Raw genomic sequence first — 12,646 nt, forward strand, 5'->3', positions numbered from 1 at the left:
TCAGACCGTTTTCGTCAGACCGGCTCACTCGTGCCGCAGCGCGTCGATCGGATCGAGCCTTGCGCCACGCAGTGCCGGGAAGAAGCCGAACACCATGCCGATCAGCGCGGAAAAGCCGACAGCGAGCAGGATGATCGCCGGGCTGGGTGCAAACGGTATTGTCAGCGTCAGCGAGGCGAGGCCGGCCAGCGCCAGGCCGATCAGGATGCCGATGATGCCGCCGAGCAGCGACAGCACCGTCGCCTCGACCAGGAACTGGATGAGGATATGCTTTTCATGCGCGCCGATGGCGAGCCTGATGCCGATTTCGCGCGTGCGCTCGGTGACTGAGACCAGCATGATGTTCATGATGCCGATGCCGCCGACCAGCAGGCTGACGCCGGCGACGGCGCCGAGCATGCCGGTCATGGCGGTTGTGGCGCTGGCCATGGCGGCGGCGATCTGGGTCATGTCGCGGATCGAAAAATCGTCCTCGCGGTCGGGCGTGATGCGTCGCGTGTCGCGCAATATGTCCTCGACGCGCGGCTGCAACTCGCTGGTCGGCGTCCTGTCATCGGCGGCGACATAGATCGAGTCGATGTCGCGGTTGCCGGCGATACGGCGCTGATAGGCGGCGAGCGGTATCAGCACGACATTGTCCTGGTCCTGGCCGAAGCCGGTATAGCCCTTCGGCTCGAGCAGGCCGATGATCTTGCAGGAGGTGCGGTTGACGCGGATGATTTCGCCTTCGGGATCGCCGGCGCCGAAGAATTGCTGGCGCACCGTCTCGCCAATCAGGCAGACGCCGGTGCCCGAGCGGGTCTCCGAGTCGCTGAACGGGCGGCCCGAGACGAGCTTCCAGTCGCGCGCGTCGAGATAGGCGCTGTCGGTACCGGTGACGCCCGAGGTCAGGCTTTCGGTGCCGTAAATGACGCGGACCTGCTTCTGCGAGGCCGGCGATATGGCGCGGGCGCCGGCGAGGTGTGCGACGAGCGCAGCAAGCTCCTTGCTGCCAAGCGGGCGGGTGGCTTGGTCGAGCCCGCCCGGCCCACCGGGCCCGGCCGGGCGGCCGGAGCGGACGACGAGCAGATTGCTACCGAGCTTGGAGATGTCGGACTTGACCTTCTCGGTGGTGCCTGAGCCGATGGTCAGCATGGCGATGACGGCGGCGACACCGATAACGATGCCGAGCAGCGTCAGGAACGAGCGCAGTACGTTGCGGCGGATGGAAATCAGCGAGAGGCGGACCGTTTCCCAGATCATGGTCTACGCCATTTCCAAATTGGCGGTGTCGGAGCCGACATGGCCATCGAGGAAGCGAACCGTGCGCTGAGCGTAGCCGGCGACGTCGGCCTCGTGCGTGACCATGACGATGGTCAGGCCAAGCCCGGTGTTGAGCTGCGTCAGGAGTTCCATGATCTCGTTCGTGCGGGCAGTGTCGAGATTGCCGGTCGGCTCGTCGGCGACGAGCAGCGTCGGCCTGGTGACGATGGCGCGCGCGATCGCCACGCGCTGCTGCTGGCCGCCGGACAGCTCGGCCGGCGTATGGTGCTCGCGGCCGACAAGGCCGACCTGGGCGAGCGCCTGCATGGCGAGATCGCGGCGCTCGCGGGCGGCAACGCCGCGATAGATCAGCGGCAGCTCGACATTTTCCGCCGCCGTGGTGCGCGGCAGCAGGTTGTAGCCCTGGAAGACGAAGCCGACATAGAGATTGCGCAGCACGGCGCGGCGGTTGCGGTCGAGCCGGCCGGCGTCAATGCCCTCGAAGCTGTAGGTTCCGGCCGTCGGCGTGTCGAGGCAGCCGATGATGTTCATCGCCGTCGACTTGCCCGAGCCGGACGGGCCCATAATGGCGACGAATTCCCCGCGCCTTATGGCAAGGTCGACGCCGGCCAGCGCGTGCACCTGGGCCTCGCCCTGGCCGTAGCTCTTCCAGACCTTGTCGAAGGTGATGAGCACGGGGCCCGACACGATGTCAGCTCCGCTGCTGCGACGCGGTGATGACTTGCGCGCCTTCGTCGAGGCCCGAAACGATCTCGGTCAGCTCGCCGTCGGTGGAGCCGATCTTGACGTTGACCGGATGCGGCCGGCCGTTCTCCAGAACGTAGAGCGTGCGGGAACCATCGGTTGGCGGCGTCGTTGCCTGCTGGCGCTGGCGGTTGCCGCCTGGACGCCCCATGCGGCCGGTAAGAAGATCGCTCAGGCTCCACGCACGGGCGGCAAGTGCCGCCGGCCGATAGCGGAAGGCCGTGGCCGGCACGGTGAGAACACCCTTGGCCTGCTTGGTGACGACCGAGACGGTGGCGGTCATGCCGGGCCGCAACAGAAGCTCGTTGTTGTCGACCTCAAGCCGCGCATCGTAGGTGACGACGCCGTCGGTGGTGACCGAAGCGTAGGAGATGTCGCGGATCTCGGCATCGAACGGCCGGTCTGGAAAGGCATCAACGGTGAAGCGTGCATGCTGGCCGGGCCTGACCGCGCCGATGTCGGCCTCGTCGACCGCCGCCTTCAATTCCATGTTCCTGAGGTCGGCGGCGATGACGAACAACACCGGCGCCTGCAGCGAGGAGGCAACCGTCTGGCCGGGATCGACCGAGCGGGTCAGGACGATGCCGTCGATGGGAGCATAAATGGTGCTCTTGGCAAGGTCCGTCTGCTGCGCCTTGAGGTCGGCAATTGCGATGGCGAGGCTGGCCTCGGCGCTGTCGAGCGCCGCCTTGGCACGGTCGCGCGTCGCGGTCGCAGCCTCGAGCGACTGGTCCGTCGCCATGCCGCGCTTGGTCAGTGCCGCTGCGCGCACGAGCGCCTTTTCGTTTTCGGCCAGGGTTACAGTGGCGTTCTCGACAGCCGCGGCCGCAGCCTTGGCAGACGCCCGGGCACGCTCGATCTGGACCTCCAGCTTGGCCGTGTCGAGCGCGGCCAGCACGTCGCCCTTCTTGACCTGCTGGTTCTCGTTGACCGAGACCGAACGGACGACGCCGGACAGTTCGCTGGAAATATCGACCTGAGTGAGCGGCTGCAACGCGCCGGTAGCCGACACCGCGACGGTGAGGTCGGCAACCGTGGCCGGCACCGTGGTGTATTCGATCTTGGTGGGAGAGCCGGCATACCACTGGTAACCGGCGAAAGCAGCTGCGATGACGATCAGCACCAGCAGGCCATAGAGCCAGCCGCGGCGGCGTTTTGTCTTCACCCCTTTTTGGTCAAGACCCAGCGCCGTCTCGATGGCGGAAGCAGATTCAACTTTTGGCAGATTGACAATCTGGTCCACGCCGGACCCCTATAACCAGAGATGTCCCCATCAGTGCACAAATCAGGCCTTATGGTTCAAATTACAAATTAAATTTCGCTCATGTTGGGATTGAGGCAGAAGGTTTTCTACAATGCTGACCCGGAACTACTTGCTCTACGACGTGTTCACCACCGAGCGGTTGGCCGGCAATCCGCTGGCCGTCGTGCTGGATTGCGAGGGACTGGATACGGCCGCCATGCAGGCCATCGCGCGCGAGTTCAACCTGTCCGAAACGGTTTTCGTGCTGCCGCCGGAAGATGCCCGGCACCGCGCCCGCATCCGTATCTTCACGCCCGACTATGAAATGCCGTTCGCCGGCCATCCGACCGTGGGCTCGGCGATAGCGCTTGCCGAGATGGCGAACGGCGGCGGCGCCGGCATCTTCGTGCTTGAGGAGAACATCGGACCGGTGCGTTGCGCCGTCAGCAAGCACGACGGCGCCATCTTCGCCGAGTTCGACCTGGCCAGATTGCCGGAGCAACTGGAACTGTCCGCCGATCCGGAGGCGATCGGCGCGGCCCTTGGCCTGGCGCCGCACGAGATCGGCTTCGAGAATCACCGCGTCTCATTTTGGTCGGCCGGCGTGCCTTATGTGACCGTCCCCGTCGCCGACCTGGAGGCGGCAGCCGACATAAAGCTGGACAATCAGCTGTGGTCGGAGCTTGCGCCGCGCAAGAGCGAATGGGCTTTGGCCAGCCCGTATGTCTATTGCCGCGAGACGGTGAACCATCACAGCGCCTTCCATGTACGCATGATCGTGCCCGGCAACCCCTCCTACGAAGATCCGGCGACCGGTTCGGCCGCGGCCGCCTTCGCCGGCGCGATCATGCATTTCGACGCCCCGACAGACGGCGTTTCCCAGCTATGGATCGAGCAAGGGCTGGAGATGGGCCGGCCTTCGCGCATTCGCCTCGAACTGAACGTGGAAGGCGGAAAACTGGCTGCCGCCCGCATCGGCGGCCATGCCATCAAGGTGGCGGAAGGCAAGCTGTTCGCCTGACAAGTGCGACACTTGGGCGATTTGACGGGAAATGATTCCGGCAGGGCTGGACATGGCGGATACCGGCAGCTATATGCCCGCCGACGCCGGTTTGCCGGCCGTGTGGGTGTGTAGCTCAGTTGGTAGAGCAGCTGACTCTTAATCAGCGGGTCCACAGTTCGATCCTGTGCACACCCACCAAGTAATTCAAGCACTTAGCCAAAAAGCCGCTGGAACAAGTGGAGAACGTGGGACGGCAAATCGCCGTCCCACGTCCCACGTGGGATTTTCCGCGGCGGCCGCCAGGCCGCCGAGCTTGGCGCTGGCCTTGTGCACCCGTTCGACCGCCAGGTGCAGCAGCGTCTTGTCTGTCCCGTTCCTCGTATCCATGCGGTTGGCTCACCGTCGGACCTCTCTTTCGGGCCGACAATGCTATGGCTTGCCGAACTTAAAACCTTACGTAATTTCCGCCGCGTCTTCCCCGTCCAAGAGAAACCGCATGACCCGCCGCTGGTCTTGCTCGCCCGCTGCCGCACCACGTAGTCCGTCCAATCACCGCTTGACAGCCAGCTGTATGATTGTATCAGTGGATACAATCATACAGCCATGAGGCGCCATGATGGTCGGTTCGGGTGCTCAATTGTTCGAAATCTCGGCGACGGCGGAAGAGGAGGCCTACCGCCACCTTCATTCCGCGCTTCGGCTTGGGCGCTATCGGGCCGGCGACAGGCTGATCCCTGAGGACATTGCTGCTGAAATCGGCATGAGCCGGATGCCAGTGCGCGAAGCGTTCCGCCGGCTCGCGGCCGACGGCCTGGTCGTCATCCGCCCCAACCGCGGCTGCATTGTCGCGGGACTGACGCTCGACGAGATCTACGAGACTTTCGAAATACGCTCGGTGCTGGAGGGTCTGGCCGTGCGGCTCGCGATGCCACACATCGACGCGGAGGTCATCGCCGAACTCGAGCGGCTGCTCGATAGGATGGAGCGCGCCGGAATATCGGGCAGCAGCGATTGGGTAGCCCGGCACCACGAATTCCACGCCACCATCTACGGCCTGAGCGGCAGGCCCAAATTGATGAAGCAGATTGCCGCCCTTCACGTCACCATCGAGCCGTATCTGCGGATTTGGTTCGACTATGTGGAGAAGCCGCTAAGCGCACGCGAAGAGCACAGCAGCCTGATCGAAGCGTTGCGCACCGGTGATGCCGCCTTCGCCGAGACTGCCATGCAGAAGCACATCCTGGGCACCGCGCCGATGTTGGCCGAGTTCGCCAGTCCGGACCGGCGCTGAGAACAATCAAGGAGAGATACCAGGCGATCATCGACCGGGGCGAAAGAGCGGGAACGCCGGATGATCCGGCACAAATGGGAGTGTTGAATATGAATTTCAGACGATTTGCCGCCATCGCGGCGGGTTGGATGGCCCTGGCTTTGCCCGCCTTGGCCCAGGATGCACCGAAGGCGATCACCGTCGCCACCGAAGGCGCCTACGCGCCTTGGAATTTCACCAATGCCGACGGCAAGCTGGACGGCCTGGAGATCGATCTCGCCAACGATCTGTGCGCGCGCATGAAGATCCAGTGCACCATCGTCGCGCAGGACTGGGACGGGCTCATCCCGTCGCTGAACGTGGGCAAGTTCGACGTCATCATGGCCAGCATGTTCATCACCGACAAACGCCTGGAAGTGATCGACTTCACGCAGCCTTATGCCGTGGACCCGTCCGGCTTCGCCGTGGCGAAAGATAGCGAACTCGGCAAGCTCGCGGACTCTGCGCAGAAGATCAAGCTCGAGGACGATGCCGCTGCCTCCGCCGCCGTGGAGAAGCTGAAGCCGCTGCTGAAGGGGAAGGTCGTCGGCGTGCAGGCGGCCACGTCGAACCTGGAGTTCCTGAAGAAGTATTTTTCCGACACCGTTGAGATACGCGAATACAAAACGACGGAGCAGCACGACCTCGACCTGGCCGCCGGCCGCATCGACGCGCTGTTCGCGCAGCAGACCGCGCTGGCCGCGACGCTGGCGAAGCCGGAATTCGCGCAGTACAAGATTGCCGGTCCGGGTTTTCTCGGCGGCGTGTTCGGGAAGGGCACAGGCGCTGGTTTGCGCAAGAACGAGACCGCGCTCAAGGAAATGTTCAACAAGGCGATCGACGAGGCAATCGCCGACGGTACGATCAAGACGTTGTCGATGAAATGGGTCAAAACCGATGTGACGCCGGTGAAATGATAGTGGGCCTGTCGGGTGGTGACAGTCCCGCGCACCTCATGGCGAAGATCCGCCAGGCGCGCTGACCGACAATGATGGAAGCGGTGCGCCTTCTCGGCTTCGGCACCGGCGGGTGGGCGGCGGCACTGCTGTCCGCCTCCGCCGTCACGTTTCTGTTGTCCATCGCGGGTTTCGCGCTGGGTGCGGTCTTCGGAGGCATCGCGGCGGCCGCGCGGGTCGGAGGCTCGCGCGCGCTGGCGTTTATCGCCGATGCGTACGGGACGGTCTTTCGCGGCATTCCGGACCTGTTGACGATCTATCTGCTCTACTTCGGCGGCAGCATGACGCTGACCACGGTCGCGCACCTGTTCGGCGCCGACGGTTTCTTTGGCCTTCCAGCCTTTGCGACCGGAACGCTGGCGATCGGCATCATCTCGGGCGCATACCAGGCGGAGGTCTATCGTGGAGCCTATCTCGCCGTCGACCGGAGCCAGGCCGAGGCAGCCTATGCCCACGGCTTGTCGAAATATCTGACGCTGCGCCTGGTGATCCTGCCACAACTGATGCGGTACGCCATACCCGGCCTGGGAAATGTCTGGCAGCTGGTGCTGAAGGACTCCGCGCTGATCTCAGTGATCGGTCTGGTCGAATTGATGCGGCAAGCGCAGATCGGCGCCGGCTCGACCCGTCAGCCCTTCGTGTTCTACGTCGCGGCCGCGGCCCTCTACTTTGCCATCGCAGCAGCGACCGGCGTGCTTTTCCGTCGCGCCGAACGTATCGCTATGCGCGGCGTCGGAAGGTCGTGATGGACCTCGCCTTCATAGCCGAGATCGTCCCGCGCCTGCTGGCCGGCCTGCCGCTGACGCTGCAACTGGCAGGAATGTCGATCCTGCTCGGCACCGGGATCGCCCTCCCGCTCGCCCTGGCCCAGCAACTGAACAAGCCGCTGCTCGGCTGGCCGATCCGCAGCTATGTTGCGGTGTTCCGCGGCACGCCGCTCCTGGTGCAGATTTTTCTCATATACTACGGGCTGGGCCAATTTCGCCCTTTTCTCCAGCAGATCGGCCTGTGGGGTCTTTTCCGCGAGCCCTATTGGTGCGCGATTCTGGCGCTGACGCTGAACACCACAGCCTACGGCAGCGAGATCATGCGCGGCGCTCTTCAGACTGTGCCGCGGGGACAGATCGAAGCCGCCAAGGCGCTCGGGATGAATCGCCTCCAGGTGCTTCGGTTGGTTGTGCTCCCGCTCGCGCTGCGTCAGGCGCTGCCGGGCTATAGCAATGAAATCATCCTGATGATCAAGGGCTCATCGCTCGCTTCGATCGTCACCCTGATGGAAGTGACCGGCATCGCCCAGGGCATCATCTCCCAAACCTACAGGGCCATCGAGGTGTTCGTCTGCGCGGGCGCGATCTACCTTGCCCTCAATTTCACGGTCAGCCGCGCGCTGGCCGCCCTGGAACACAGGCTGTCCCGGCATCTGCGTCTGGCGGTCGACCGCGCGGAGATCAACAAGTAACACTCAGCGAGGTCGATCAGAAAATGCGGGACTTTGAACAGCCAAGAAGGTCTTTGGTCGTCGCCAGGGAAGCGATGGCCGCGACGTCGCATCCGTCCGCTACGCTTGCCGCAGTCCGCATCTTGGCGGCGGGCGGCAACGCCATGGACGGCGCGATCGCAGCCAGCGCAGTGCAATGTGTCGTGGAGCCAGGCTCCACCGGAATAGGCGGCGACTGCTTTGCACTGATTTCCCGCGAAGGCTCCGACGACATCGTGGCCTACAATGGCTCCGGCTGCGCACCGGCCGCGACGCGCCCCGAATGGTTCGCCGAGCATGGGCTGACGGAGATACTGCGGCAGTCGCCCCATGCGGTCACGGTGCCGGGCGCGGTCGACGCCTGGACCAGGCTGCACGCCGACCATGGCAGATTGCCGTTCGCGGAGGTTCTGGCGCCGGCGATCCGGTTTGCCGAGGAGGGCTACGCCATCTCGCCCCGCGTTCATCGCGACTGGATCCTCGAGACCGAACTGTTGTCGGCGGACCCCGCCGCAAGGCGAATCTTCCTGCCTGGCGGACGCGCGCCGCGCGTGGGCGAGGTGCATCGCCAGCCGGAGCTTGGCGCCACACTGCGGCGCATCGCGGCGGAAGGACGTGACGGCTTCTACACCGGGGCTGTCGCCGACGACATCGTCTCCTACCTGCGCAGTCTCGGCGGCGTCCACACGGTGGACGACTTCGCCAATGCAAAGGGCGAATATGTCGACCCCATCCACACCGGTTTCCAGGGCCATCGCGTGCACGAATGCCCGCCGAACGGACAAGGCATCGTCGCGCTGATGATCCTCAACATCCTGGCGCGTTTCCAGCCTGACGGCCACCCGCAGTCTGCCGACCGACTGCACATCGAGATCGAGGCGACGCGGCTCGCTTATGCGGCGCGGGACGAGTTGCTCGCCGATCCGGAGAAGGAGGTGGTACCCGTGGAACACCTGTTGTCCGACGCGCTCGCCGACAGGCTCGCCGGCACAATCGACCTCAACCGCGCGCTAACCGACCTGCCGCCAATCCAGACGCCGGCGCATCGCGACACCGTCTACATCACGGTTGTAGACAAGGACCGCAACGCTGTCAGCTTCATCAACTCGGTCTTCGACAGTTTTGGAACCGGACTCGTCGCGCCGCGCTCGGGCATCGTTCTGCAAAATCGCGGCCAGGGTTTCGTGCTGAAGCCGGGGCATCCCAACGCCATCGCACCCGGCAAACGTCCGCTGCACACCATCATCCCGGGCATGATGACGCGCGACGGGCGGGCGGTGATGTCCTTCGGCGTCATGGGCGGCTACTATCAGGCGATGGGTCATGCGCATTTCTTGTCGAAGGTGCTCGACTTCCGCCTTGACGTGCAGGAAGCGATCGACCTGCCACGCGTCGTGCCCGTTTCAGGCACGACAGAGGTCGAAGCCGAGAAGACGCTCGATCCCGCTACGGCGGCGGAACTCGAACGACGTGGCTTCCGGATCGTTCCGTCACCCGACCCTATCGGCGGCGGCCAGGCCATCCTTATCGATTGGGAAAACGGTACCCTTCAAGGGGGCTCCGATCCGCGCAAAGACGGATGTGCGCTAGGCCTTTGAGCGCGTCTTCCTTGATTATGTCCATGAGAAAGACACGGGACCGCTACAACTATGGGTCGCGTTCGGCGACATTCCATCTTCTGAAGCGGTCGGAGAGAAACCAAACCGATGTCGTCTCGAGCCAAGGAGCGAGCATCGTCGCCTAGCTCCTGCTTCATCCAAACCTGTCTCCGCTCATTAACCCAAGGTATGGCTCGCCAGGGCCACTCATCGGTCTTGCAATCGCTGCATCCGGACACCCTCGATCGCGTAATGCGCAAACAGGAAGTCATGGATCGATACGACCTGTCCGTCGCTGAACGACAGGGCGACAAAATAGGCCGGTTGATCGAGCGACACTTCGCGGTCGTATACCAGCATAGCTGGGCGTCCTTCGACGGCACCGGCCTCGAATGCCCATTGCTCGCACGCAGCATAGCGGCCGTAATACTCGCCGACCTCGGATTTTCCTCCCCTGGTCAGCTTAGAAACGAGGTCGAGCCGCACGTCTTCGGCAAGCATGGCGCGCACCGCGTCGAAATCGCCGTTTCTGAAGCCGTCGACATAGGCAGTAAGACGTTTTCTCGTCTCGTCCGGCAGGATCGGGAGATCGATATCTTGCGGCTCGTCGGTGAACGCACGGAGGGAAGCGCGTCCACGCTGCAACGCCGATTTTGCCGCCGGCGCGCTTACGCCGTTGACCTCAGCGATCTCTTCCAATGAATGTCCAAGCACGTCCTTCATCACGACCGCGCTGCGCTGGAGGGGCGGAAGTCGCATGAAAGTGCGGATAGACGCGGCTGCGGCCTGAGGATCAGGCGCAGGGGGAGTCGCGATCATCTCAAGAGTCTCCAAATTCTCTATCGCCGGCGCGCGGCGACGTCGGCGCAGAAAGTCGAGCGCAGTGTTGTGCGCGATTCGAAATAACCAGCCGTCGGGGTTAGCTACCTCTTCGCCGCCCCAGGCGGCCACCGCCTTCAGGCAGGCATCCTGCACGACATCCTCGGCGTCGATGGTCGAACCCACCATTCGCGCGCAATACCGGTGTAGCTTTGGCCGCATTTCCGAAAGCCGCTTTTCGAGCTCGTGCTGGTGCCCGGTCATCAAACCTCCTCAATCGAGCGGCATGAGCTGCACGCCGGCGCGAATGCCATAGGCCACGCCGGTGCGGTATGCTGGGTCGTCAAGCAACTCGACAACCTGCCGTCCCACCTGCTCCGGCGCAAGGTGGGAGCCGTAGCGTCGGAGGATATGCTCATCGATCGTGATTCCTTCGGCTTCGGCATACGCCGCCGCGACTGCATGGCCAAGCTCGGTTGCGGCCATGAGTTGCGCCGGCACGAGAACCTGAAAGAGGATGCCCAGTCCGCGTTCACGGGAAACCGCATTGGCCTGGTGCGCCATGAACCATACCATGCGCTTGGCGCCGACATAGCCTCCGGACATCCGCAGATCCTCTGGCCGTATCGCCGGTAGGCTCATCACCATGGCGGCGCCGCTCGACGTGACCAGCACGCGCGAGCCAGGCCGCAAGGGCCTATTTAGCGCGGCCTGAATGCCGATAAAGGTCGCCTTGACGTCGGTGTTCCAGACCGCCGAAAAGTCGTCCCAGTTCTGGCGGTCCAACGTCTTCGCCGCGAGACGCGCCCCTGCATTGAGGATCAGGATGTCGGGATCGACAGCATCTATCTCGCGCGTGATCAGAGCGGCGTCGGTCGCGTCACCTGCAATGGCCTGCGCACCGGCATCCCGTGCCGCGGCGAGCTTGCCATCATCTCTTGCGATCACGGTCACCTCTGCACCTTGTGCGAGGAGCGATCGGACCATTTCCAGCCCGATGCCCGCGCTGCCTCCCGTAACGATCGCTTGCTTGTTCTTAAGTCCAGTCATAGCCGACCTCCCAATCACGCTGCGCGCGCGTGCACAATGGCACCCGCGATGGAGTCGAAACGGGCAAGCGCTGCAATCTTCGGGAAATAGGCGAGCATGCGCTCGTCCGTCTGCATTCCCTTGACTGCATCGGCGTCGCGCCACTGGGAGACAATGACGATCCGTGAGCCGTCGGCGGCCGCCACAAGACTGGTCGAGATCCAGCCGTCCAGACCTGAGATCACGCGGTCTGTATTCTCCCGAAGCAGGGTCAGCAGTACATCCTGATCAGCTGGTTCGCAGGTCAGCACGTTCACCAACGTAGTGGCGTCGTGTCTTAAGGCGATGTCTTCCATCTTGAACTCTCCCTTGAACGCCATGGATCGGCGTTATGTCTAAGCTAGACGTCGGGCTGGAGCTGAACGGATCGCAGTATCAAAAAAATAGATGCACCCTCTGACGGATGAATCCGCGATCGCCACCCTTTTTAGGTCCGCGAGCGTTCAGCCGATGTGATGAAGGCGAATATCTTGGGAAGGTCGAGTGGCCAGTTACCCTCCCTCTAGGCCCGCATGACTATTGGGCTTTTGCACAGGCTGGCCTCTCTCCCCAGGCGAAATAGACGCGGGCCGAGGCTCCTACGGCCTTCGGCCTTCGTGCGCCCGCACCAGCGCGCATCGATTTTCGCTTGTCCCCGCCGCTGCCCGCTCTCGGCGACGGCCAGGATTGCGGCAGCAGCTGCAACCGCAGCCGAAGGTACGGACTGAAGGACATGACGAAGGACACGGCACCCCGCGATATCTATATGCGCACGACACGAGATTGGTCGTTTAGATCGCGCCACGACTTCTGCTTTCGGGCGGAGGCGAGGCTGACCTCAATGGCTGACATGCTGAAGGGTTTCGTACGCCTGACGGCACCCGAAACCCTTCAGCGAAGCCGACATTTATTTCTGGCTGATCGACGTCAACAATTGTGATGGGTTTCGGATGCCGGCCGTCTACTGAGATGGCGTGGCTCCGAGGCCGGCGTCCGGAAGCCTCCAGGGAAGGAACCCGCGGGGTGGAGATCTCGGTTTTGAGTCTATGGGGATTTGACGGTTCGGCTTGGTCCATTGTGACCGCACCGATTGGCTTGGTGGGTGGGCAGGCGTAGCTCGACGGGCTGGCGATGGCTGTGCGCATTGCGATGCGGCCCTTGAAGAG

At 63.5% G+C, this 12,646-nt stretch carries 12 protein-coding genes and 1 tRNA gene; 7 read left to right on the forward strand and 6 right to left on the reverse strand.

Features of this window, described 5'->3' with window-relative positions; translation table 11 throughout:
• Positions 1–24: 24 nt before the first annotated feature.
• Genes EN859_RS11050 through EN859_RS11060 form a run of 3 tightly spaced genes read right to left on the reverse strand, consistent with a single transcriptional unit; the run spans position 25 to position 3,250 of the window.
• Positions 25–1,242, reverse strand: a complete 1,218-nt coding sequence (locus EN859_RS11050) for an ABC transporter permease (protein ID WP_127853379.1) — start codon at positions 1,240–1,242, stop codon at positions 25–27.
• 3 nt (positions 1,243–1,245) lie between these two features.
• On the reverse strand, positions 1,246–1,953 hold the full coding sequence (locus EN859_RS11055; protein WP_127853380.1) for an ABC transporter ATP-binding protein: 708 nt from the start codon (positions 1,951–1,953) through the stop codon (positions 1,246–1,248).
• 1 nt (position 1,954) lies between these two features.
• On the reverse strand, positions 1,955–3,250 hold the full coding sequence (locus EN859_RS11060; protein ID WP_127853381.1) for an efflux RND transporter periplasmic adaptor subunit: 1,296 nt from the start codon (positions 3,248–3,250) through the stop codon (positions 1,955–1,957).
• Between the two features lie 112 nt (positions 3,251–3,362).
• Between EN859_RS11060 and EN859_RS11065 the strand changes: the two genes are divergently transcribed.
• The 7 genes from EN859_RS11065 to ggt all read left to right on the forward strand — a co-directional run bounded on the left by EN859_RS11065 (position 3,363) and on the right by ggt (position 9,593).
• Positions 3,363–4,271: a PhzF family phenazine biosynthesis protein gene (locus tag EN859_RS11065; RefSeq protein WP_127853382.1), complete on the forward strand. Its 909-nt coding sequence runs from the start codon at positions 3,363–3,365 to the stop codon at positions 4,269–4,271.
• A gap of 104 nt (positions 4,272–4,375) precedes the next feature.
• Positions 4,376–4,451, forward strand: a tRNA-Lys gene (locus EN859_RS11070).
• A 415-nt stretch (positions 4,452–4,866) separates the two neighbouring features.
• Positions 4,867–5,544, forward strand: a complete 678-nt coding sequence (locus EN859_RS11075) for a GntR family transcriptional regulator (protein ID WP_245525525.1) — start codon at positions 4,867–4,869, stop codon at positions 5,542–5,544.
• A gap of 89 nt (positions 5,545–5,633) precedes the next feature.
• Positions 5,634–6,479, forward strand: coding sequence for a lysine/arginine/ornithine ABC transporter substrate-binding protein (locus tag EN859_RS11080; RefSeq protein WP_127853383.1), 846 nt, complete (start codon positions 5,634–5,636; stop codon positions 6,477–6,479).
• Between the two features lie 71 nt (positions 6,480–6,550).
• Positions 6,551–7,264, forward strand: a complete 714-nt coding sequence (locus EN859_RS11085; RefSeq protein ID WP_127853384.1) for an ABC transporter permease subunit — start codon at positions 6,551–6,553, stop codon at positions 7,262–7,264.
• The gene (locus EN859_RS11090) at positions 7,264–7,977 is read left to right on the forward strand and encodes an ABC transporter permease (protein ID WP_127853385.1); all 714 of its coding nucleotides are present in this window, start codon (positions 7,264–7,266) and stop codon (positions 7,975–7,977) included. The genes EN859_RS11085 and EN859_RS11090 overlap by 1 nt, the downstream gene beginning before the upstream one ends.
• A 23-nt stretch (positions 7,978–8,000) precedes the next feature.
• The gene (ggt, locus tag EN859_RS11095) at positions 8,001–9,593 is read left to right on the forward strand and encodes a gamma-glutamyltransferase (RefSeq protein WP_127853386.1); all 1,593 of its coding nucleotides are present in this window, start codon (positions 8,001–8,003) and stop codon (positions 9,591–9,593) included.
• 207 nt (positions 9,594–9,800) lie between these two features.
• Here ggt and EN859_RS11100 read toward each other — a convergent pair whose 3' ends face one another.
• Genes EN859_RS11100 through EN859_RS11110 form a run of 3 tightly spaced genes read right to left on the reverse strand, consistent with a single transcriptional unit; the run spans position 9,801 to position 11,797 of the window.
• Positions 9,801–10,676 (reverse strand): sigma-70 family RNA polymerase sigma factor, encoded by an 876-nt coding sequence (locus tag EN859_RS11100; protein WP_127853387.1) that lies wholly within the window; start codon positions 10,674–10,676, stop codon positions 9,801–9,803.
• 9 nt (positions 10,677–10,685) lie between these two features.
• On the reverse strand, positions 10,686–11,462 hold the full coding sequence (locus tag EN859_RS11105) for an SDR family oxidoreductase (protein WP_127853388.1): 777 nt from the start codon (positions 11,460–11,462) through the stop codon (positions 10,686–10,688).
• 14 nt (positions 11,463–11,476) lie between these two features.
• Complete coding sequence (locus tag EN859_RS11110; RefSeq protein ID WP_189501829.1) at positions 11,477–11,797, reverse strand: antibiotic biosynthesis monooxygenase; 321 nt, start codon at positions 11,795–11,797, stop codon at positions 11,477–11,479.
• Between the last annotated feature and the right edge of the window lie 849 nt (positions 11,798–12,646).

The organism is Mesorhizobium sp. M00.F.Ca.ET.216.01.1.1, from assembly GCF_004010325.2.
Taxonomy (GTDB): Bacteria; Pseudomonadota; Alphaproteobacteria; order Rhizobiales; family Rhizobiaceae; genus Mesorhizobium.

Excerpts from the sequence above, each read along its gene's own strand:
- EN859_RS11050 (WP_127853379.1), bottom strand. The coding sequence starts at position 1,242 with ATGATCTGGGAAACGGTCCGCCTCTCGCTGATTTCCATCCGCCGCAAC.
- EN859_RS11065 (WP_127853382.1), top strand. The coding sequence starts at position 3,363 with ATGCTGACCCGGAACTACTTGCTCTACGACGTGTTCACCACCGAGCGG.
- EN859_RS11075 (WP_245525525.1), top strand. The coding sequence starts at position 4,867 with ATGATGGTCGGTTCGGGTGCTCAATTGTTCGAAATCTCGGCGACGGCG.
- EN859_RS11080 (WP_127853383.1), top strand. The coding sequence starts at position 5,634 with ATGAATTTCAGACGATTTGCCGCCATCGCGGCGGGTTGGATGGCCCTG.
- EN859_RS11085 (WP_127853384.1), top strand. The coding sequence starts at position 6,551 with ATGATGGAAGCGGTGCGCCTTCTCGGCTTCGGCACCGGCGGGTGGGCG.
- EN859_RS11090 (WP_127853385.1), top strand. The coding sequence starts at position 7,264 with ATGGACCTCGCCTTCATAGCCGAGATCGTCCCGCGCCTGCTGGCCGGC.
- ggt (WP_127853386.1), top strand. The coding sequence starts at position 8,001 with ATGCGGGACTTTGAACAGCCAAGAAGGTCTTTGGTCGTCGCCAGGGAA.
- EN859_RS11100 (WP_127853387.1), bottom strand. The coding sequence starts at position 10,676 with ATGACCGGGCACCAGCACGAGCTCGAAAAGCGGCTTTCGGAAATGCGG.
- EN859_RS11105 (WP_127853388.1), bottom strand. The coding sequence starts at position 11,462 with ATGACTGGACTTAAGAACAAGCAAGCGATCGTTACGGGAGGCAGCGCG.
- EN859_RS11110 (WP_189501829.1), bottom strand. The coding sequence starts at position 11,797 with ATGGAAGACATCGCCTTAAGACACGACGCCACTACGTTGGTGAACGTG.